Below are 22,047 nucleotides of genomic sequence, written 5' to 3'. Positions count from 1 at the left end.
CATTGCATCAAGCCTCGGTGATGGAAAATGGATAGCCGTCACCCTGAAAGGATGAATCATTGTCATGGTGAAAGTGCGTGAAGACCAGCCGCTTACCGAAAGCGGAAAGGTGGACATACAGCAGTGGTTAGCGCGCCTTCAAGAGGATGTGCGCCTACGGGAACCCGAACGACTGTTGCAAGCATGTGAACTTGCTGAACAGTTGGAGCGAGAGGCACCGCAAACCCACCGTGTGTGGCTCTCGCCAGGTTCAAGTTTTCGAATGGGGCTGGAAATGGCCGACATACTGGCCGAGCTCAAGCTTGATCAGCCAACCCTTGAGGCTGCCGTGCTATATCGCGCGGTTCGTGAAGGGCTGATGAGTATAGACGCCGTTACCAAACGTTTTGGCGAAGAAGTCGCTAAGTTGATTGATGGCGTTTTGCAAATGGCGGCCATTAGCTATCCACTAGCGCCCAACCATGGTATGGGTCAGCATAACCAGCAGGAAAACCTACGCAAAATGCTGGTGAACATGGTCGGGGATGTTCGCGTTGCACTGATCAAAATTGCTGAACGTACCTGCGCCTTGCGCCAAGTAAAAGACGCGCCCCGTGAAAAGTGCCTACAAGTAGCACGTGAAGTTGCCGATATTTATGCGCCGCTTGCTCATCGGCTAGGGATAGGTCAAATCAAGTGGGAACTTGAAGACCTGTCGTTTCGCTATCTGCATGAAGAAGAGTACAAAGCGATTGCTAAGCTGCTGGCTGAAAAGCGCTTACATCGTGATCGCTACATTCATGACGTGGTGGAAACCATCAAGAGCTTGATGGAAGCCCAGAATATTCACCATTACGACGTAGACGGGCGAGCCAAGCACATTTACTCGATTTGGCGCAAAATGAAGCGCAAACGGATTGATTTTTCCCAGGTACACGACGTGCGTGCAGTGCGCATTTTGGTACCTGATGTGGCCGACTGCTACACGGTACTCGGGATTGTTCACTCCCGTTGGCATCATGTACCCAACGAGTTTGATGACTATATCGCCAACCCGAAGAAAAACGGTTACCAGTCACTACACACCGCCGTGATGGGGCCAGAAAATAAGGTGCTGGAAATCCAGATTCGCACCTTTGCTATGCACGACGAAGCAGAGTTAGGTGTGTGTGCACACTGGCGGTATAAAGGGCATGATACCAATGCTAAAAGCCGCAGCTATGAAGAAAAAATTGCCTGGCTGCGCCAAGTGCTTGAGTGGCAAGATGAAGTAGGTGGCTTTGGCGATCTGCGTGAAGGGCTTTCCAGCGACGTTGCCCCAGATCGCATCTATGTGTTCACTCCCGATGGTCATGTCATTGACCTGCCGCGTATCGCCACACCTATCGACTTCGCTTACCGCGTGCATACTGAAATTGGTCACCGCTGCCGTGGGGCCAAGATTAATGGTCGGATAGTACCGCTTACCTACAAGTTAAAAACCGGCCAGCAAGTCGAAATTTTAACGGCCACTAAAGGCGGCCCCAGCCGCGACTGGTTAAACCCCAGTTTGGGCTATGTGCGCACCTCGCGCGCGCGGGCCAAAATTCAGGCGTGGTTTAAGTACCAAGCTCGAGACCAGAACCTAGATGAAGGGCGGGCGCTGTTCGAGCGTGAGATGCGTCGCTTGGATGTTGAAGGGCTTGATCTTGCTAAGCTAGCCGGTGCTGTTAACTACCAAAACGCCGACGATATGTATGCGGCTCTTGGCGCGGGCGATCTGCGCATTGGTCAAGTGCTTCATCAAGCCCAGCAGCTGTTTGGTGAAACAGATGATCAAGAGCAGTTGGACCGGCTGCTGGCGAAGCCCCGTCGTCAGCCAAGCAAAGCAACGAAAAGCGATATCACCGTGCTGGGTGTTGGTAACTTAAAAACCAGCATGGCTAACTGCTGTCGGCCAGTGCCAGGTGAGCCGATTGTCGGTTTTATTACCCAAGGTCGCGGTGTCACCGTCCATCGCCAGGACTGTAGCAACATCCTTCAATTGCGTATGGAAGAGCCCCAACGCATTATCGAAGTAGAGTGGGGCGAACGCGCCCACACCCGCTACCCCGTTACCATTGAAATTCAAGCGTGGGATCGCTCTGGGCTGCTGCGCGACGTGACCGGACTATTAGGCAACGAGAAGGTCAATGTATTAGCAGTGAACACGCTGACGGATACTGACGAGGGGATTGCGCGACTGCGTATCACGCTGGAAGTCGACGGCCTTGAATCGTTAGGCCGTTTGTTTTCCCGTATTCAGCAATTGCCCAACGTCACCGAAGTGCGCCGCTTGCGTAATGCCGACCCGGAGAAAAACGCCCGTAAAGGAGGTGCCTGATGCGTTATAGCGTAGATGATCTGCTGACGTTGATGTCGGTACTTCGCAATGCGGAACAGGGCTGCCCTTGGGATATTAAGCAAGATTGGGACAGCATCGTGCCCCATACGCTGGAAGAGGCTTACGAAGTTGCTGACGCTATTGAGCGACGCGCTTTTGATGAATTGCCGAGCGAGCTGGGTGACCTGCTGTTCCAAGTGGTGTACTACGCCCAGTTTGGTGCCGAGGAGCAGCGCTTCGACTTTCACGATATCGTCGACACATTGACTGCGAAAATGTTGCGACGTCATCCGCATGTATTTCCTGATGGCACGCTAGTGTCACGGCGCCCACCTGGAGTAAGTGCGGAGGACGTACAAACCCAGCAAGTCAATTCGCGCTGGGAAGCGCTCAAAGCCGATGAGCGTGCCGAGCGTGCACAGCAAAACACGCCCTCTGTACTTGACGATGTTCCACGTACGCTGCCTGCGCTTAGTCGTGCCGCTAAACTCTCTAAGCGCGCCGCCAGGGTCGGGTTCGACTGGCCAGATGCTCGCGGCGTGTTGGACAAAATCCGTGAAGAGCTGGCTGAAGTTGAAGAAGCCCTAGCCGAGGGCAACCAGCAGCACGCTCAAGAAGAAGTCGGCGACCTGTTGTTTGCAGTGACTAATTTAGCTCGCACCTTGGGTGCTGACCCCGAACAATGCTTGCGTACCACAAATACCAAATTTGAGCGCCGCTTTCGCTATGTAGAACGCGAGCTTGCCGCCGATGCGCGTCCGCTAACCGACGCCTCGCTTGACGAGATGGAAGCCCACTGGCAAGCCGCTAAAGCACAAGAAAAGATGCTTACCCCTTAATGACTGATTTTTAACAACTAATGCGACCCCGCAAGGAGGCCATGCCAATGAGTCACGACCTACACGAATCGCTACGTGATAACGTGCGTATTCTCGGTGATAGCCTGGGCCGTACGATTGCTGATGATTTAGGCCAGTCATTTGTTGATAAAATTGAAACGATTCGTGCCCATGCCAAGCGGGGACGCCAGGGCGATTCATTGCAGCAGCGAGAGCTCATTGAGTATCTACGCCAGTTGCCCGAACGCGACCTACTGCCAGTTACTCGCGCATTTAACCAGTTTTTAAACCTTGCCAATATTGCTGAACAGCACTATCGGGCGCGCTTTCGCCGGGTGGAAGACTACAAGCCAGGCTCCCAACCAGTGCTTGGTGAACTGCTAAGCCGTGCACAGCAGGCAGGTAATTCACCCCGTAAATTAGTAGAAACCCTAGCTAGTATGCGCGTTGAGCTAGTGCTGACTGCCCACCCTACAGAAGTTATCCGCCGCACGTTGATTCAAAAATACGATGCTATCGACGAATGCCTGACCGCGATTGAAAGCTCTGAAGACTATCCAGAGCGTGGCACTCGCGCCCAGGGGCGCTTGGAAGAGTTGATCAGTCAGGCGTGGCATACCGATGAGATTCGTCATGAACGGCCAACCCCCGTTGATGAAGCCAAATGGGGCTTCGCGGTTATCGAAAACTCCTTATGGCAGGCAGTGCCAGACTTCCATCGCGATTTGGATAATTTATTACTCGATACTGCCGGAGAGCGTTTGCCGCTAGATGCCGCGCCTATTCGCTACGCTTCCTGGATGGGCGGTGACCGAGATGGCAATCCAAATGTCACCGCTCGGGTGACGCGAGAGGTGCTCTTATTGGGCCGATGGATGGCCGCCGATCTCTATTTACGCGACCTTGAACAGCTGAAAACCGAGCTTTCAATGTGGAAAGCTAACAGCGCTTTGAAGGCAGAGGTAGGAGAAGTTGCCGAGCCTTACCGTGAGCTGCTCAAGCGTCTGCTGAATAAAATGGAAGCCACACGCGACTGGGCAAAAGCAGAGCTGGATGGCCGTAACTATGACGGCGGACCAATTATTGAAACCCGCGACCAACTCTACGCGCCGCTACTGGCATGCTACCGCTCACTGTGTGATGTCGGGCTGGATACCATCGCCAACGGTGCGCTGCTTGACACCTTGCGTCGCGTAGCGGTGTTCGGTGTCACGCTGACCAAGCTTGACCTGCGCCAGGAGGCCAGTCGCCATGCCCAGGTAATGGAAGAACTCACCAGTGCACTGGGCTTGGGGCACTATCAGGACTGGAACGAAGCTCAGCGCCAAGAGTTCCTGCTCGCTGAGCTAGAATCAAGGCGGCCGCTAATCCCACGCCGTTGGGAGTGTTCGGCAGAATCCCGCGAAGTGCTCGATACCTTCAAAGTGATTGCTCAAGAGCATGCTGAAGCGTTGGGTACTTATATTATCTCCATGGCTGCCGAGCCTTCGGACGTATTAACCGTTGCGCTGTTGATGAAAGAAGTTGGGGGCCAAGTCACGCTGCCCATCGCACCGCTGTTTGAAACCCTGAACGACCTTGACCATGCGGGCGATGTTATCGATCAATTGCTGGCGCTACCGGGTTACCGCGCTCTGGCGAAAGACCGTCAAGAAGTCATGATTGGCTATTCAGACTCGGCTAAAGACGCCGGGCAGCTTGCTGCTGCCTGGGCACAGTACCGTGCCCAAGAGTCGTTAGTCGATGTATGTGACAAACATGGCGTAGATTTAACGCTTTTCCATGGCCGAGGTGGCACGGTTGGTCGTGGTGGCGGCCCTGCGCATGCGGCGATTCTTTCCCAGCCGCCGGGTTCGGTGAATGGCAGCCTACGAGTGACAGAGCAAGGCGAGATGATTCGCTTTAAGTTTGGTCAGCCAGATATCGCACTGCGCTCTATGGAAATTTACGCTTGTGCGGTCATGGAAGCGACGCTATTGCCACCGCCCGCACCTGAGCCTCAGTGGCGTGAAGAGATGGACCAGCTAGCGAAAGTAGCCCATGCAGCCTATGTTGGCGTAGTGCGGGAAGACCCCGATTTTGTCCCGTATTTCCGTGCTGTCACGCCGGAAGGCGCATTGGGTAGGCTGCCGCTCGGCTCTCGGCCAACCAAGCGTCGCCAGGATGGTGGCGTGGAAACCTTACGAGCGATTCCGTGGATTTTTGCCTGGACGCAGATTCGCTTGATGCTACCTGCTTGGTTGGGCAGTGGTGAGGCGTTCTCGCGACGCCTAGAGCAGCCAGGTGGCCGGGAAGTGCTGCAAGAAATGCGCAGTCAGTGGCCTTTCTTTGGCACCTATCTCGATATGTTAGAGATGCTGTTGGCCAAAGCGGACGTAGCGATTGCAGCTTACTATGAGCACCGCCTAGTCGATGAGCCTTCACTGAAAGCGCTGGGTCAGAAGCTACGTGAGCGTTTTGAACGGCTTGAAAACGTCGTGTTGGATATCCTTCAGCAAGAGAAGCTGCTTGAAAACACACCGCTGATTCGCCAAGCGATTGATGTGCGTAACCCCTACATCGACCCGCTTCATGGCTTGCAAGCGGAACTTCTACAGCGTAATCGGGATGCCGATGGCGCCATTAGCGCAGATCTCTCCCGTGCGCTTATGGTGACCATGGCCGGTATTGCAGCAGGTTTACGCAATACGGGCTAAGAAAAGCGTGCGCCGTCACTACGTGTGACGGCGTCGTCATCACCTTACTAGGAATGGGGGCGCGATGATAAAGGATGCTCAGTCAGTACTATCGTTTTGGTTTAATGAATTGACACCAGCGCAGTGGTTTAAAAAAGACACGTCGATGGATCAGCAGATTACTCAGCGGTTTGGCCCTCTGCTGAGCAAAGCAGCTGCCTGTGAATGTTATGAGTGGCGCAGTACTGCTCGAGGGCGGCTGGCTGAAATTATTGTGCTGGATCAGTTTTCTCGAAATATCTACCGTGACCACCCGCAAGCCTTCGCCAGTGATGCGTTAGCCTTAGCGCTTGCACAGGAAGCTGTTGCATTAGCGGTCGATAACGAACTGGCTCCCGTCGAGCGTAGTTTTTTATACATGCCTTATATGCACAGTGAGTCTGCCGCTATTCATAAGGTGGCAATGCAGCTGTTTGATCAGCCTGGGTTAGAGAACAACTTGGATTTCGAGATTCGTCACAAAGCGATCATTGACCGCTTTGGTCGTTATCCCCACCGAAACGAAGTGTTGGGCCGAGTATCTACGCCAGCAGAGAGCGAGTTTCTTAAACAGCCTGGGTCCGGCTTCTAGTTGGATCTTTAACGTTAGCTTTTGAATTTTGCTTAATTACTTCACCACACTTTTGCCTATGGCGTTTTATGTCGTTACGAAAATCTACCCGCATCAATAAATACATCAGCGAAAGCGGTTTGTGTTCTCGCCGAGAGGCTGACCGCTATGTTGAACAAGGCAACGTTTGGATTAATGGGCGTCGGGCAACGACAGGCGACCAAGTGGTGCCGGGTGATCGGGTTAAGGTCAACGGTCAGGACATTGAGCCTCAGGAAGAAGAGGATTTAGTACTTATTGCGCTAAATAAGCCGGTGGGGATTGTCAGTACTACCGAGTCCAGCGAAAAAGACAATATTGTTGAATTCGTGAAACACGGCACGCGCATCTTTCCTATCGGGCGGCTGGATAAAGACTCACAAGGACTTATCTTTCTGACCAATAACGGCGACTTGGTTAATAAAATCCTGCGCGCCAATAATAATCACGAAAAAGAGTATGTGGTAACGGTCAATAAGCCGATTACCGATGAGTTTGTTGCAGGCATGCAAAAGGGTGTGCCGATCCTGGGGCAGGTGACTAAAAAGTGTAAAGTGACCAAAGCGTCGACGTTTGTGTTCACTATTACGCTGGTGCAAGGGCTGAACCGCCAGATTCGCCGTATGTGCGAGTACTTTGGCTACGAGGTCACTCAGCTTGTTCGCACACGAATAATGAATGTTTCCCTGCAAGGGTTGGCCCTGGGTGACTGGCGGGATTTAACCCCTAAAGAGATAGATACCATTGTCGCGCTGACGGAACGCTCAGAGGCAGTGCCTGACAAGAGCCAGTCCGCACGGCCTGATTACAGTTCGGGGGCAGGCGCTAACAAACCTAAAAAAACAGCTGCGAAGGGGCGCCAGAAACCGGCTAAGCCGGGTGCTAAAGCGGTTGGGAGCAAACCGCCATCCAAGGGTAAAAAAGCCGCCAGCGGTAAAGTGCGTACTGGCCCAAAGGCCAGAGCGTCGGGTAAACCACACCCACACCCCAAGGCCAAAGCTGCTGGCGCGGGTAAGCCTAGCGCAAAAGGCAAAGCTGGGGCTAAGCCAGTTGGTAAAGGCCGTGTTGGTCGTGCGAAAGGGAAACGTTAGATAGAAAGGCGGGCACCAGGAGCGCCCGCCTTTAGAGCCGAAACTATTGCATACCTACAAGCTGATGGATCAGGCAAATAAGAAGTTAGCAATCAGTTCTTTGCCACCTTCAGTAGCAAACGATTCGGGGTGAAACTGAATGCCGTGAATGGGGTAATCACGGTGCTTTACGCCCATCAGTTCAAACTCATCTACTGTTTGCCAGTGGCTGCGTTGCTCAAACTTGTCAGCATCTAGTGCGCCTACTGTTGCGGTCACTTCCAAGCAGTCGGGCAGGGTGAGAGCGTCTGCAATCAATGAGTGATAGCGCATCACCTCAAGCTGGTCGGGTACGCCATTAAATACCGAGCGATTGTTGTGGTTGATCGGACTAATTTTGCCGTGCATCGGCAGTGGTGCTTTCACTACCTTACCGCCAAAGACGTGCACAATGCCCTGCATGCCAAGGCACACGCCCAATAGTGGCGTGGTTTTGCCTAACTTCTCGATGACTTCGGCACATACGCCGAAATAGCGCGGATCATCCGGCGAGCCAGGGCCAGGAGAGATTATAATGCGATCAGGCGCCATGGCTTCGATCGCTTTGAAATCGATTTGGTTATTGCGCTTAACAATAATCTCGAAATGGGGCAACTCGCCGCGGTTCTTCTCCGTGGTCAAGATCTCACCAATAAATTGATACAGGTTATAGGTGAAGGAGTCGTAGTTGTCGATAATTAGCACCTTCATGCTTGGCTCTCCATGTCCATATCCGCGCTCATAAAAGGGGCAAGGGCTTTACGGGTGCCAGCAAATTTGCGGCGAATTTCTTCGTATTCATCCTCGGCGTTGCTATCAAACACGTTGCCGCCACAAGTTTGCACGTAAGCGCTTTCACCATTTACAAAGACCGTACGAATGGGAATCGCAAAGGTGCAGTCGCCGTTAAAAGAGAACTGTCCAACCGCGCCGCCGTAAGGGCCACGACCGTCAATTTCTAAATCATCAATGATTTTCATTGCTTCGATTTTTGGCGCACCCGTCAGCGTGCCCGCAGGGAAGTTGCTGGCGAGGGAGGTAAACATATCTTCGCCCTCGGCAATAATGCCGACAATTTCACTGGAGATATGTTGCACGTGGCTAAAGCGCTTGATGTCCATTAGGCTACGTACTTTCACCGTGCCAAATTGTGCCACCCGACCAATATCATTGCGGTGTAGATCCACAATCATATTGTGCTCGGCAATCTCTTTAGGATCGTTGAGTAGCGCACGAGCTAACTGCGTGTCTTCTTGAGGGGTTTTGCCACGAGTGGTGGTGCCTGCCAGCGGGAAGGTCTCCATCTCGCCCTGGCGTAGCCTGAACAGAAGTTCCGGGCTTGCGCCAATCAGCTTTTGCTCACCGAATTTCACGTAGTACATCTGTGGCGACGGGTTAATGGTGCGCAACTGATCGTAGAGCGCCAACGTATCGCCTTTAATACTAAAGCGCTTTTTAAAGCCGACTTCGCACTGGAAAACCTTACCGTCGATGATGTCCTGCTTCACCTTGGCTACCGCTTCGGCGTGCTCTTCGCGGCTCATGGTGTCGCCCTGCGAGGTGATATGCAACGAGCCAGGGGGTAAATCATCAGCGTCGATCAAGGTTTGCAGAAACTCGTACCGGCTGGTGTCGTAATAAAAATAGGTCACTTCCCCGGTCATTTTGTCGAGAATCAAACCGTCTTTATAAAGACCAAACCGAAACGTGTCGAAATCGTCGCTAGCTTTCAACGTTAACGAAGGCTCAAAGTATTGCATAGCGTCATAACCAAGATAACCGCTTAGCCCACCCGCATACTTACGAGAAATAATATTCTGCGGGATCAAGCTGCGCAGCAGCTCATAAGGGTTATCGCTTGGATAGTGGTTTGCATTACCGTCACGATCTTCAATGGTCAGCGTGCTGCCATTGGCGTAAAGCGTGTATTCCGGATCAAAGCCAATAATGGAGTGGCGTGCCATATGGCTATCTTCACCCAGTGATTCCAGCATGTAGCAGGTATCAAATTGGCGTTCAATTTTTTGAAACAGTGCAAAAAAGTCACAGTCCGCCGCCAGGGTGACGTAGTGAGGCTTGCGCGGCAGCGTAAAAGGCTGTGGACCTGATGAAGTAGGCGTAGTCGTCGTCATGATTAATCGGTCCGTGAAGTGGGTGACGATATCGAAGTGGGTAACGTTGAAGTGGGTAATGCAGTTAAGGCGCGTGAGCCGCGGGAAACCGTGGCAATACCAACGCCCAGAGTTTCGGCAATTTTGCGGTGGGGGACACCTTCACGCAAAAGCTTAAAAATCTGTAGGCGCTTGCTGATTTCTTGGTACTCTGCGGGCGTTAACAGGCTGGCTAGTGCCTCGTTCATTGCCTCTGGCGAGTCAATGGCAAGCAAATAGCGTATTAAATCAGCCTGATGGTCATCATAAAATGACATAGAGTGAGGCCACCGTATTGCCACTAAAATAAGTGAATAAAATGCTGTACTAGCGTACTAGTACGGTATCTTATTGCTCAGCGAAGTCAAGCCGTTTGTGTCAATTTGAGGAAACCCAATGACTGGCTACTTTATTCAAGCGTTTATCTACCTTATCGCAGCGGTGATTGCCGTTCCCCTTGCCAAGCGGTTTGGACTTGGTTCGGTGCTGGGTTATCTGGTCGCAGGGGTAATGATTGGACCTGTGCTGGGACTGGTAGGCCAGGAGACCACAACAATTCAGCACTTTGCTGAGTTCGGCGTTGTGATGATGCTGTTTCTAGTCGGTATGGAGCTTGACCCAAAAGGGTTGTGGGCCATGAGGGTGAGATTGATAGGGATGGGTGGTTTACAGGTGCTGATAACCGCCGCTGCAGGTACCGCTATTGCCTGGTGGCTAGGGCTTGTTTGGCAAACATCTTTAGCCATAGGCTTGATTTTTGCGCTCTCCTCAACGGCGATTGTGCTGCAAACCTTAAACGAAAAAGGGCTCACGAAAACAGAAGGCGGGCGCAGTGCATTTTCGGTGCTGCTATTTCAGGACATCGCGGTGATTCTGATGTTGGCGTTGATTCCGCTATTGGCGCTGCCCGAGCTAATGGGAGAAGGTGGCAATTATGCTGAACATGGCAGTCTTAGCCTTGTCGAGGGTATGTCTGCATGGCTCCACGGACTGGTGGTGGTTGGGGCTATCGGTATCGTGATTATTGGTGGGCATTACCTTGGCCCTATACTGTTTCGCTATGTGGTTTCTTCAGGTTTGAGAGAAGTGTTTACGGCTGCCGCATTAATGCTAGTGATTGGCATTGCTGCGTTGATGGGGATTGTCAATTTATCCCCTGCGCTTGGTGCGTTTCTAGCCGGTATCGTACTCGCTAACAGCGAATTCAAACATGAAATTGAAGCCAATATTGAGCCGTTTAAGGGGCTCCTGTTGGGCCTGTTTTTTATCACGGTAGGGGCAGGGATAAACTTTCAGGTATTTGCCGAGCAGTGGTCAACGGTAGTAGCCCTCGTAATCGCCGTTATTCTTGTAAAAGGCATCGTTTTGTTTGGTTTGGCATTACTGTTTCGTGTTCGAAGCAGTAATGGCTGGCTGTTCACGTTAAGCCTTGCCCAGGCAGGGGAATTTGGATTTGTGCTGTTAACTTACAGCGTGCAGAGCAACGTTATTCCTGTTGATGTATCGCAATTACTTTCGCTGGTTGTCGCGTTTTCCATGTTTGTAACGCCGCTGTTGTTTATTGCCTATGACCGCTTAGTGTTGCCGCGCTACCAAACAGCTGAAAACGACATGCGCGATGCCGATAAGATCGAAGAACAAGCGCCGGTGATTATCGCCGGTGTTGGTCGTTTTGGGCAGGTTGTTTGCCGTCTGCTAAGGGCAAATAATATTCCCATCGTGGCCTTGGATCTCGAGATTAAGCAAATTGAACTCCTTCGCCATATTCGTATTAAGAGCTACTTTGGCGATGCCAGTCGTTCAGACCTTTTAGAAACCGCGGGTATTGCACATGCGCGAGTGATGGTGGTGGCGATTGATGATCGCGAGCGGGCTGTTGATATGGTGAAGCACGTAAAGCATTACTATCCCAACGTTTGGGTATTGGCGCGTGCATTTGATCGTGGTCATGGATATCAGCTTCGCGAAGCGGGCGCTGACGATGTGACCAGAGAGGTTTATCACTCTGCACTAGAGCTGGGCGGACATACGTTAACGGCAATGGGTGTACATCCCATGCGTGCTAAGCAGATGACCGACTCTTTTGAGCAGCACGAAAATGCCCATGAAGATGAGCTGTTTGAAGCCTGGAAAGAAATTGAGGAAGGTATTAACTTTAGCCCGCGTTATGGCGAACTGTTTATGAAACTGGAAGAAGCGCTGAGTACGTCCATGCAGCACGGCTGGGATGAGCTAAATCAAACAGAAGAGCCTGTATGGACGCCACCTGAACAGGCATCTGAAGGGAGCCGCTAAAACGGCAGGGGCAGAGAGGCGCTTAGCATATTGAGATGGCTAAGGGCGCTATCTATTGAGGTAGTGTTGCTCACCGGCGCTGTGGGGGCTGCGCAATGCGATGTGATCCAACTGGCCCGTGGCGGTGTAGCCACGCTCTAAGATCAGTGGCTGGGTGTGATCGCCGCTGTTTACGCTTCGCTTAGGCGGCGCTGGGTCTCGCGGTGCAGGGCATCGGGTTCGAGGGCGATCTCCAGGTTGAGGTCGGGGGCGCTGAGACCGTGCAGGTGGCCGCTGCCGTAGGTGTACCTAAGTTTGATGTGATTGAGTCATAGTGAATAGCGCTGATTGTGATTGCCCTGCAACCGCCAAGGAATACAGCACAGTGCCCCCCTGGCGGATTGTGACCTGGCACTATGTCCTCATCTTACTTCTTTAGCCTATGTTTTTTTAAAAACTTGAGTATATAAGAGATCAAAATCCATCCACCGACGGCTAGCACTGCAGCAGCTGGGATTACCCGCTCATCTCCTAACGTCATTCCTTTTATTTTTCCGCTTACCAGCACACTCACACCCAAAGTAATAAATAAAATTCCAAGGGAAAAATTAGCTATATCATTCCATTTTTTATTTTTCATCGCCCCCACTCCTCTGGACTAAACTCTTGACCAAAGACATAGCCAAAAGCACCAGATTTATTTGGTGTCGGAGGCCCAGGCAGAGCACTTCCAATAAAGTCTAAGGCAACTCCTTGCACAGCCGGACTAGCAATGGCAGTTGCCGCTCCTGGCGATACGGTCGCAACACTGCAGACGGCCTTAAGGCTGAGCTGATTAGCACTTGCGGCGACAGCACTGCTCGCTCCTGCTGCCACTTTTGCGGCCCCCGGCGCGGCAGCGCCTGCCATGGGCATGCCTAAGGCTCCTCCTGCCGCTGGCAGCGTAATATCATTTCTCGAAGCGCCCTGAAAGACTAACGCATCCCGCATTTGTGGGTCTTTAGCAAAGGCTGACATGCTGGAGGGGAAGAGTGCGCCTATACCGGGACGGTAATCACCTCCTGTCATTACTTGCCCCATAGGCTCTGGTGACGGCAGTGGTATATTCGCACCGTGTTTTTCTAATGCCTGAGGACCGTAGGCGCCGCTTACGCTATTAAACCCAGCCCCAAACAACCCCAACGGATCCACCATGCCTGTCGGATTGGTGACGTAGCCATACAAGTTTGTGCCGCCCCTTAACCCAATCGGATCCTGGCTGATATAACGCCCCTGCTCGGGGTCGTAGTAGCGGTGTCGGTTGTAGTACAGGCCACTCTCTTCGTCGTGCCACTGGCCTTGGAAGCGGATCGGTTGGGTGACGCCACGCACGGCGCGTTGGTTGGTGACGGCCGCCCAGTCATCGGGCTCGGCGAGCCAGCGGGGCTGGCCGTTGGGGCTGAGCAGTTGCAGCGGGGTGCCCAGGGCGTCGGTGATATAGGCGCTGAGTTGCGTGTCTTGGTTGCCTTGCGGGTCTTGGGTTTCATCAATGCGTAGCATGGGAACAAAACTGCCCGGTTCGTAGACCACCGTGGTGCGTTGGTGGTTGGTCTCTTCCCGTACGATGCGGTCGCCGTCCCAGCCGTAGTGGGTGGTGGCGGTGGTGCCATCGGTGTGGCTCACGGTTTTGTTGATGCGGCGGCCCAGGGCGTCGTAGCGGTAGCTGGCGTGGCGGGTATAGCCCAGTTTGCTGATGTGGGTCAGTTGCACCAGCCGGTTGGCGCCGTCGTAACCCAAGGTGAGGCGCTCGCCGTCGGGGTGTTCGCGATGGATCAGATTGCCTGCGCCGTCGTAGCGGTAGCGGGTGCCGTTAAGCTGGGCGAGCTGGTTGGTGGCATTAGGTGTGGAGCTGCTCGCGGCACTGCGGTTACCGGCGGCATCCACCGGGTAGCGGTGGGCATCGTGGCCGTGCTGGCTGCCGATTAAGCGCCCGGCCTTGTCGTAGTTATACGCAATGGTCGGGCTGGTTTGGCCTTGCCCTTGTGAATGCTGCTGGGTGCGGAAGGTCATTCTGCCCAGGGCGTCGTATTGGTAGTGTTGCTCACCGGCGCTGTGGGGGCTGCGCAATGCGAGGTGATCCACCTGGCCCGTGGCGGTATAGCCACGCTCTAAGATCAGCGGCTGGGTGTGATCGCCGGTACTAACGCCGGTACTGAGGCTCAGGCGGCGCTGGGTCTCGCGGTGCAGGGCATCGGGTTCGAGGGCGATCTCCAGGTGGAGGTCGGGGGCGCTGAGACCGTGCAGGTGGCCGCTGCCGTAGGTGTGCCAGTTAAGGGCCGGTAACTCGCCGAACTGGCTGGCCTGGGGCGCGCCGGTAGCAGTGAGTGTGTGCTGGTGTTGCCAGCTCCACGCCGTGTGTTCGTTGGTGGCGCCTTCGAGGCTGGCATGGCGTTGCTGTTCGCCGATCATCCGTTGGGCGTGGTCGTAGCGGAACGTGACTTCGCTGTGGTCGTTGGTGACGCTGTCCAGTTGCCCATGGGTGCCCCAGTGGTAGTGTTCACTGCTGGCGGGGGCGTGCTCGGTGGCGGGCAAGTGGCGGGTGATAAGACGCCCGGCGTTATCGTAGTCGTACCGCGTCACTAGTGGCTGGCCGTCAGGGCCGGGGCGGTTGGCTTCCACTCGCTCGATCAGTTGCCCGGCGTCGTCGTAGCGGTACTGCTGTTCCCGGCCATCGGGGCCGGTCTCGCTGGCGAGACGGTCCATGGTGTCATAGGTAAAGCGGTACACCGCGCCGTTGCCCAGAGTGAGTTCACTGAGTCGCCCAGCGTCATCGTAGGCGGTGTGCTGCTGACTGCCGTCGGCCTCGATGCGCTGCACCGGACGGCCGTGGTCATCATAGAAGATCTGTTGCCGGAACCCGTGGGGCCCTTCCAACTCGACCAGCCGCCCTTGAGGGTCCACATGGTGGTGCCAGTAATGTCCGTCGGGGAGTTGGGTGGCGACTCGCTGGCCGCGTTCGTCGTGCTGGGTGCGAGTCGTCTCGTTCAGGGCGTTGGTGACACTGGCCAGATAGCCGTGGCGGTCGTAGGTGACGGTGGTACGTTGCTGGGAGCAGTCGGTCTGGGCGGTGATTTGGCCCAGGGCGTTGTACTCGCGCTGGTGGGTGGCCCCAACCGCATCCGTCAGCGTGGTGGGCCGGTCAGGAAGTGACGCGTTCTCATAGGCGAAGGCGGTGGTGCCTTCTGGCCCAGTGACAGAGATAGGATGACCACGGTCATTGCGTTTGATCTGCCAGCGCTGATCGTCGGGGCCGTCGAGGCGCATCGGCTGTCCCAGGGCATCCCGTTCGATGGTCCAGCGGCTGCCATCCGGGGTGGTCTGGCCGACCACCTGGCCGTGGTCGTCGCGCTCGATCAGCGTCTCACGCCCTAGCGAATCAATCGTGGCCACCTTACGCCCGGCACGGTCGTAGCGGAACTCGATGCGTGAGCCGTCGGCGCGGGTGTGGGCTGTCCAGCGTTTGCCGGGGCCGCTGCCCACAAAGTGGAAGCGCTCTTCGCGGCCCAGGCTGTCGGTGACCAGGGTGTGATCCACCTCGTAGCGGTACGACCGCGCCAGGCCGCCGGCTTCCTGTTGACCGATCACGCGGCCATCCGGGGCATGACGATCCCAGGTGTAGTGGGCTTCTATCCCCCGGGGACGCGATGAGCCGTCAACATATGGGTGTCCCACTCGAACTCGCGCATCACCTCACCGTGGCGGTGGCGCACGGCGATCAAGTCACCGACGGAGTTAAACGAGTAACGGACTAACCAGTCGTCCTGGGCGCTGCCGTCGTGGTCCTGGATCAGCTTGACGCCGGTTAAGCGCAGCCCAGCGTCATCAGGCTGGGCGGGAAGGACACGGTCATAGACCAACTGATAGTGACGCTGGGCACTGTCGATCACCCGTACCAGCAGGTCTGCTTCCCAGTGGTACTGGGTGGTATAGCCGTTGCGGTCGCGCTCTTCAATCAGCGGCCAGCGGGCGGTGTCGGTGTCGGTTGTTTCCTCCTGCTCTACGGTGGAAGGTGCAAACACATAATAGAGGCCGCTGGCATCGCTGAGCACAATATGCTCAGGATCACTTCGCAGCGTTTCGTCTAACGCTTGCCAGCGAGACGCGTTGCTCTCTTCATCGACTGAGGCACCCCCACGGCGTATCCATAGCTGCTCGGTGGGCGAGTGGCGCGCCTGACCGGGGGCCAGTGAGCCAAAGGTAATCTCGCGCCCCTGTGCGTCGTGGATAATACAAGCATCCGCGTTGAGGGTGATCGACAGACTCTCCCCAGGCAACGACCAGCCTTGGCCAAGCGCGCCGATGTGCGCATTGCTGGAGAGGTAGCCGCGGCTAAACACCCAGGGCCGTGGCGCCGGTAGCGCAAAATCGGTCTCGGCGGGCAGCAGCTTGGCGCCGAGCAGCGGGTTGACCGGGCTGCCCACCGCAGGCTCGCAGGCGCTGCACTGGTCGGCCAGACCATCGGCGATGTCGATATCCTCCATCGCGAGCGGCGTGGCGGCGATAATATCGCTGACCAGCAGCGGGGTTTGGTGCGGTTCTAGGGTGACGTACTCACTGGCTTCCGAGGCGGCTTCACCCGGTAACCGCGGCAGCACAATGGCGTGGCCGCGGCCACGACCGGGGCTGCCGCCGGAGTTGATCTTGACCATGGCGCCGACGATGGTCACGCCGCCGCTGTCCAGCTTGATAAAGCTGCCGCCCGCGTTAAGGGTAATTTCATTGCCCGCATCCAACACGATCTGGCTGCCCGCTTTGTGGTGCAGTTCACGGCCTGCCTCGACCAACTGCGCCTCGCCGTAGTGTTCATGGCGGGTGTCATCGACCTGGAGGTGATCATCGCCTTTGATCAGGGCGTGGCGTTTGCCGTGTACCGTCAGGTGATCATCGTGGTGGATCTCGCTGAGGCGGTCGTGGTGAACGGTGAGGTGGCTATGTCGGCGGATTTCTTCGGTGCGGTCGTTGAGGGTCAGCAATTCCAGGTCTTTTTGGGCGTGGAGCCAGATCTGCTCTTGATCGGTTTTGTCGTCAAAGCGCAGTTCGTTAAAGCCACTGCCTTGGTGGCTCTGGGTGCGCAATACCGTGCGGGTCTTATGTTCCGGCAGCGGGTACGGGGCCGGTTCACGCGTGGTAGGTGCGGCCAGTAACCAGTGGTTGATCCGGGTCGCCTTCTAAAAACGAGACAATAACCTCATGGCCGATCCGCGGTATTGCCATGCTGCCATAGCCGCCGCCTGCCCAGCCTTGGGCAACCCGTACCCAGCAACTGGCGGTCTCGTTGGGTTCGGCGTAGCGGTCCCAGGGAAATTGCACTTTAACGCGGCCATGTTCGTCGCAGTAGATCTCTTCGCCCTCTGGCCCGACCACGAACGCCACCTGAGGGCCATCGACTCGGGGCTTGGGGGCGGGCGTCGGGCGAAAGGGTTGATCCCGCGGCATGATTACCACCTCGTTGTGGTAGCGGGTCATGCCGTCACCCCCTGCGGCATCTTCTTCCAGGGCCTGGGGCTGTTCCCCGTAGTGCACCACCGAGACCACTTGCCATTCCTGGTTCAAGCTTTCCGTGTCGTGCTCGGTGAGGGTAAAGCACAGGCCGGGGGCCAGTTCAGGTAAGTCACTCTCCGCCTCGGCGGTGGTAGCATCAGCGCGCAGCGCTTCCAGGCGGTGGCGGGTAAACGGCTTGCCGGAGGCGTCTTTTTTATAGCGCCCTGGGTAATCGAAGTGTTCGTAATCCTCCCGCTGGGCATGTGCTTCCAGGTCGCGAGCCTCATGCTGGTGGCGCTGTGCATAGGCGGGGTTCTTAAAGCTGTAATCCTTGAGCGTGACCGAGGCAGGGCGCACACGGCTGACCTGACGCAGCTTGCGCAGGTGGCGCTGGGGCGGTGTACCGCCCGCACGGCCGTGGTAGGTGCGCTCGCCGACGTTGGGCAGAATCACGGCGGCATCGGCAAATACCAAACGGTGTTGACCGCCATCCGCATTCTCAAACTCGTGAAAGTAGAAATAACCCTCTTCGGCAGCTAAGCGCTCAATAAAGGCCAGATCGGTCTCGCGGTACTGAACCAGAAACTCACGCTCGGCGGGCTCACGGAAGGCAGACACGCCCATATCGGTAAGCCCACGCTCGTTGGCCAGGGTGGTGATGGCATCAAACGGCGCGATGTCTTGAAAGATACGCGAGTTGTGACGCAGCGACAGCCGCCACAGGGCGGGGCGAATCTCGACACGATAAAAGCTGCGGCGGTGACCGCGATCACCGCGATGAAACTCACTGACGATGCCATGCACGCGGCGCAGCGGCTCGCCATCCTGCCAGATCGTCAGCGTGGCATTCTGATCCAAACAATCAGAGGGCGACAGGTCATGGGTACGGCTGGCAAATTCCACCGAGAGCACAAACGGCTCTGACAGCGCCTCGCGGTGGATAAAACGCACCACCGCCGTGTCCCTCGCTCCGGGTAGCGAGAGGGTGAATTGTAGGCCCGTTCCCTGTGCCATCGTGCCGCTCCTTGGATCATTACTGAAAAAGTCAGAATCGTCCAAAGTAGCGTGTTAAGCACAAACTGCAATCGCTAAAGGTGCTTTTAAACAATCGTTTACGGTCTTGTAGGCAATGGCTTACAAGGTGTAGGAGATCTCTTACAAAAAGAGGTGAAAAGCCAAGCAGAAGTTTTAAATAAGGATAAATTAATAACAGTGAACAGTTTGAGTTAGAACGGCAGGGGCAGGGGGGCGCTTTACATATTGAGGTGGCTGAGGGTGGGGGCATCGATGCGTTCGTACTCTACGCGGCTTACCAAACGATTGATGGTCATGGTGGCACCAAAGCCTTGCAGGAAGGCGGTGCCGCCGTCGTCAGCTAATGGTTGATCGGTTTCGCCACGCCACTCGGTGAGGCCAGACTTGGCGTAAACGCTGAAGGCTCCCATTCGCACGCCAGCTACGATCGCTCCGCCCAGGCTGAGAGTATCCATGATAAGAGGGTCAACACTGGAAGAGATGGGAACTTCTTCACTTTCGCGGTAGGCAATCTCAGCGCCAATATCCAACTGTGGTAGCTGCCATGGACTAAAGCCGGCCGTAAAACGAAAGCCAGTGGTGTAGCTATCGAGGCTGCTTAAGTCGCTGCCTTCTAGAACAACACCGTTGCGCAGGGACATGAGCTCGCTGTTTGGAGACGCATAGGCGAGGTCGGTATCTCCACCGCTGGCAAAACAGTTCAGTAACGGCAGCATTGAGCCAGCAAAGCTACAAATCAGGGTGCTTGCCAAGCGTTTCATTGGCGTTCCTCGTGTCCCTTGGTAAGGAAGTTATCTTAATCAGCCTAGCAACAGGCGCTGATTTCTACCACGTTAATTGCGTTATTTGATAAATTTTCTAGCAGGTTTTTACCCATTTTTAAAAAGCGCTTGCCAAATACCCATTGCGGAGAGAGCACGGCGACAGTATTGGTCTGCTCTTTCTGGCGTTGCCGCTGACGCCACTCAAGCGCAGTGCTGCTCCAATCTTCACTGTGCTGAATCTGAAAGCTGTTTGCTGTCAGCAAGTCCGTCAATTCTGCCATCGAAAGTAAGTGTGAATGCTCTGGCGATGCTGCCCAAGGAACCGGGTAGCGCAATTCGGCGATATTTTTACCACTAACGACTTCATGCATGACAAGCTTGCCACCTGGGCGGAGCACACGTCGGCTTTCGGCAATAACCTGGGCGGGGTCGGGCATATTTATCAGGCTGTGCTGAAATAGCACTGCATCAAATGTGCTCTCTGGAAAGGGTAACGCGCAGGCATCTCCGGTAACCCAGCTAAGTGACGAATTTGCCGGAGAAGCCGATAAGTTAGTCAGCGCCTGGTTAAGTACGTTAAAGCGGTGGGTGATATCTAAACCGGTAAGTTGAAAACCTAGCGCTGCCCCTTGGCGCATTAATCCGCCTAAGCCTGAGCCTATATCAAGCACTTTCGTATGTTGCGAAGGATCAAGCAGGTTAAGCAGCTTTTTAGAGGCGGTAATACCACCGATATGTAGCTGGTCTAGCGGGGCAAGTTGGTGAAGCGTCGGGCCATCAGGGTAGTGGGTGCGAATTTGGCTAAGGATATCGTCATCGCGTAACCCTTGGTGGTAGTGCTCGGCTAGCCGCTGGTGAGTGGACATGTCGGTGTCTCAATGTCATACAGAAATTAACGCCGACCATGGGCCGGCGTTAATTAAAGGGTTATTTTTGATCCTCAAGCCCAAGCTCTTGGATAGAAATTTCGCGCATTTTAAATTTCTGAATTTTACCGGTTACCGTCATTGGGAACTCATCAACAAATTTAAAGTAACGGGGAATCTTAAAGTGAGTGATTTTGCCTTTGCAGTACTCCCGCAGGTCTTCTCCAGTGACGTCTCCTGCGCTGCTGTTGAGCTTCACCCAGGCAATTAATTCTTCGCCATACTTCTTATCCGGAACACCGGTGACCTGTACTTCTGAAATCGCAGGGTGGGCGTATAAAAACTCCTCAATCTCTTTAGGATATACATTCTCACCGCCGCGAATCACCATGTCTTTAATACGGCCAACGATCTGGATGTAACCTTCCTCGTCCATGGTGGCAAGGTCGCCCGTATGCATCCAGCCAGCTTCGTCAATGGCCTCAGTCGTGGCTTTGTCATTGTTCCAGTACTTGAGCATCACACTGTAGCCACGGGTGCATAGCTCGCCAATTTCACCACGGGGCAGAATGCCTCCGTTGCCAGGATCGACGATCTTGCTTTCCAGGTGGGGTTGGGTGCGGCCAACGGTGGAAACGCGCTTTTCAATGGTGTCGTTAGCGCCGGTTTGGGTGGAAACCGGGCTGGTTTCTGTCATGCCGTAGGCGATCTGTACGCCTTTCATGTTCATCTTTTCGATGACCTGCTTCATGATTTCTGCAGGACAAATAGAACCCGCCATAATGCCGGTGCGCAGCGAAGAAAAGTCGGTAGTGGCAAAGTCAGGATGCTCTAGCTCGGCGATGAACATGGTGGGTACGCCGTACAGCGCGGTGGCTTTTTGCTCGTGTACCGCTTTTAGCACTTTACCGGGATCAAACCCTTCATCTGGATAAATCATGGCTGCGCCGTGGGTCATGCAGCCCAGGTTGCCCATGACCATGCCAAAGCAGTGGTAGAGCGGCACGGGAATGACCAAGCGGTCTTCGCTGGTAAAGCCCATGCTTTCGGCAACGAAGAAGCCATTGTTGAGAATGTTGTGGTGAGAGAGCGTCGCGCCTTTCGGAAAGCCCGTTGTGCCCGAGGTGTACTGAATATTGATCGGATCATCAAACTGCAGCGTGGCTTGTAGGTCATCGACATCCGTCTGGCTGACCTTATTGGCTTCCTGAATGAAGTCTTCCCAACGCCACATGCCATGATGCTTGTCACTGCTCAGGTTGATGATGCACTCAAGATCAGGCAGCTTTTGTGCTTTTAGCTGACCCTCCGCGCTGTTGTTTAGCTCAGGCGCGAGTTCAAACAGCATGGCGGTGTAATCAGAGCTTTTGAATTGATTGGCGGGAATCAGAAAGCGCGCGCCGGATTGATTGAGCGCGTAGTCCAACTCATGGGTGCGGTAGGAAGGGTTAATATTTACCAGAATCGCGCCAATCTTGGCGGTGGCAAACTGGGTCAGGGTCCATTCGTAGCAGTTAGGTGCCCAGATGGCGACTCGGTCGCCTTTTTTAACACCAATGGCCAACAGTGCGCGGGCACAGCGGTTAACTTCTTCCTGAAGCTGGCGATAACTCCAGTGAATGTTCTGATGAAGGGCGATCAGCGCGTCGTTTTCGGGATACTGTGCGGCGATTTGGTCAAATTTATCGCCAATGGTCATGCCCAGCAGCGGTTTATCTGCGGTGCTGCTGGTGTAGCTAGGTAGGGTGTGTGCAGGTGATGCCATGGGTGTCTCTCCGAACTGTTTTTTTTGTCTCAACGGGAAGAAAGCAGTTGGCCTCTATAT

General features: G+C 54.8%; 14 protein-coding genes and 2 pseudogenes. 6 read left to right on the top strand and 10 right to left on the bottom strand.

All coding sequences use genetic code 11. From position 1 onward, the window contains the following. The first annotated feature begins 64 nt into the window (after positions 1-64). From relA to rluF, 5 genes are all read left to right on the top strand, one after another. On the top strand, positions 65-2,341 hold the full coding sequence (relA, locus tag REH51_RS01275) for a GTP diphosphokinase (protein ID WP_009722092.1): 2,277 nt from the start codon (positions 65-67) through the stop codon (positions 2,339-2,341). Next, entirely contained in the window at positions 2,341-3,180 is an 840-nt protein-coding gene (gene mazG, locus REH51_RS01270) for a nucleoside triphosphate pyrophosphohydrolase (RefSeq protein ID WP_009722093.1), read from the top strand. The genes relA and mazG overlap by 1 nt, the downstream gene beginning before the upstream one ends. 47 nt (positions 3,181-3,227) lie before the next feature. Then, positions 3,228-5,876: a phosphoenolpyruvate carboxylase gene (gene ppc, locus REH51_RS01265; protein WP_009722094.1), complete on the top strand. Its 2,649-nt coding sequence runs from the start codon at positions 3,228-3,230 to the stop codon at positions 5,874-5,876. Positions 5,877-5,940: 64 nt separating this feature from the next. After that, on the top strand, positions 5,941-6,486 hold the full coding sequence (locus REH51_RS01260; RefSeq protein ID WP_009722095.1) for a DUF924 family protein: 546 nt from the start codon (positions 5,941-5,943) through the stop codon (positions 6,484-6,486). A 68-nt stretch (positions 6,487-6,554) separates the two neighbouring features. After that, entirely contained in the window at positions 6,555-7,595 is a 1,041-nt protein-coding gene (gene rluF / locus REH51_RS01255; protein ID WP_009722096.1) for a 23S rRNA pseudouridine(2604) synthase RluF, read from the top strand. 69 nt (positions 7,596-7,664) lie between these two features. Here the strand turns inward: rluF and REH51_RS01250 are convergent, their stop codons facing one another. The 3 genes from REH51_RS01250 to REH51_RS01240 are packed head-to-tail and all read right to left on the bottom strand — an operon-like array spanning position 7,665 to position 10,041. Further along, a complete protein-coding gene (locus REH51_RS01250; RefSeq protein ID WP_009722097.1) occupies positions 7,665-8,324 on the bottom strand; it encodes an anthranilate synthase component II in 660 nt (219 codons plus the stop codon). Further along, complete coding sequence (locus REH51_RS01245; RefSeq protein ID WP_498936667.1) at positions 8,321-9,745, bottom strand: anthranilate synthase component I family protein; 1,425 nt, start codon at positions 9,743-9,745, stop codon at positions 8,321-8,323. The genes REH51_RS01250 and REH51_RS01245 overlap by 4 nt, the downstream gene beginning before the upstream one ends. A gap of 2 nt (positions 9,746-9,747) precedes the next feature. Next, a complete protein-coding gene (locus tag REH51_RS01240; RefSeq protein ID WP_009722099.1) occupies positions 9,748-10,041 on the bottom strand; it encodes a Trp family transcriptional regulator in 294 nt (97 codons plus the stop codon). A 118-nt stretch (positions 10,042-10,159) separates the two neighbouring features. Here REH51_RS01240 and REH51_RS01235 point away from each other — a divergent pair, with 118 nt between their 5' ends. Next, complete coding sequence (locus REH51_RS01235; protein ID WP_009722100.1) at positions 10,160-12,058, top strand: monovalent cation:proton antiporter-2 (CPA2) family protein; 1,899 nt, start codon at positions 10,160-10,162, stop codon at positions 12,056-12,058. Between the two features lie 406 nt (positions 12,059-12,464). Here the strand turns inward: REH51_RS01235 and REH51_RS01230 are convergent, their stop codons facing one another. The 7 genes and pseudogenes from REH51_RS01230 to REH51_RS01200 form a co-directional block, all read right to left on the bottom strand. Continuing rightward, positions 12,465-12,677 (bottom strand): hypothetical protein, encoded by a 213-nt coding sequence (locus tag REH51_RS01230; RefSeq protein ID WP_009722102.1) that lies wholly within the window; start codon positions 12,675-12,677, stop codon positions 12,465-12,467. Then, entirely contained in the window at positions 12,674-15,748 is a 3,075-nt protein-coding gene (locus REH51_RS01225) for an RHS repeat-associated core domain-containing protein (protein ID WP_498936666.1), read from the bottom strand. The genes REH51_RS01230 and REH51_RS01225 overlap by 4 nt, the downstream gene beginning before the upstream one ends. Beyond that, a pseudogene (locus REH51_RS01220) lies at positions 15,703-16,482 on the bottom strand (DUF6531 domain-containing protein); the annotation flags it as partial. The gene REH51_RS01225 and the pseudogene REH51_RS01220, both read right to left, overlap by 46 nt. A 138-nt stretch (positions 16,483-16,620) precedes the next feature. Next, positions 16,621-18,571 (bottom strand): annotated as a pseudogene (locus REH51_RS01215) (type VI secretion system Vgr family protein); the annotation flags it as partial. A gap of 239 nt (positions 18,572-18,810) precedes the next feature. Next, positions 18,811-19,353 carry a hypothetical protein gene (locus REH51_RS01210; protein WP_498936664.1) on the bottom strand — a complete coding sequence of 181 codons (543 nt, stop codon included), beginning with the start codon at positions 19,351-19,353 and terminating at the stop codon, positions 18,811-18,813. A 44-nt stretch (positions 19,354-19,397) separates the two neighbouring features. After that, entirely contained in the window at positions 19,398-20,222 is an 825-nt protein-coding gene (locus tag REH51_RS01205; protein WP_009724558.1) for a class I SAM-dependent methyltransferase, read from the bottom strand. A 61-nt stretch (positions 20,223-20,283) separates the two neighbouring features. Next, positions 20,284-21,987 (bottom strand): AMP-binding protein, encoded by a 1,704-nt coding sequence (locus REH51_RS01200; protein ID WP_498936662.1) that lies wholly within the window; start codon positions 21,985-21,987, stop codon positions 20,284-20,286. Between the last annotated feature and the right edge of the window lie 60 nt (positions 21,988-22,047).

The organism is Halomonas bluephagenesis, from assembly GCF_054790765.1.
This window is presented reverse-complemented; position numbering and strand designations above follow the sequence as displayed.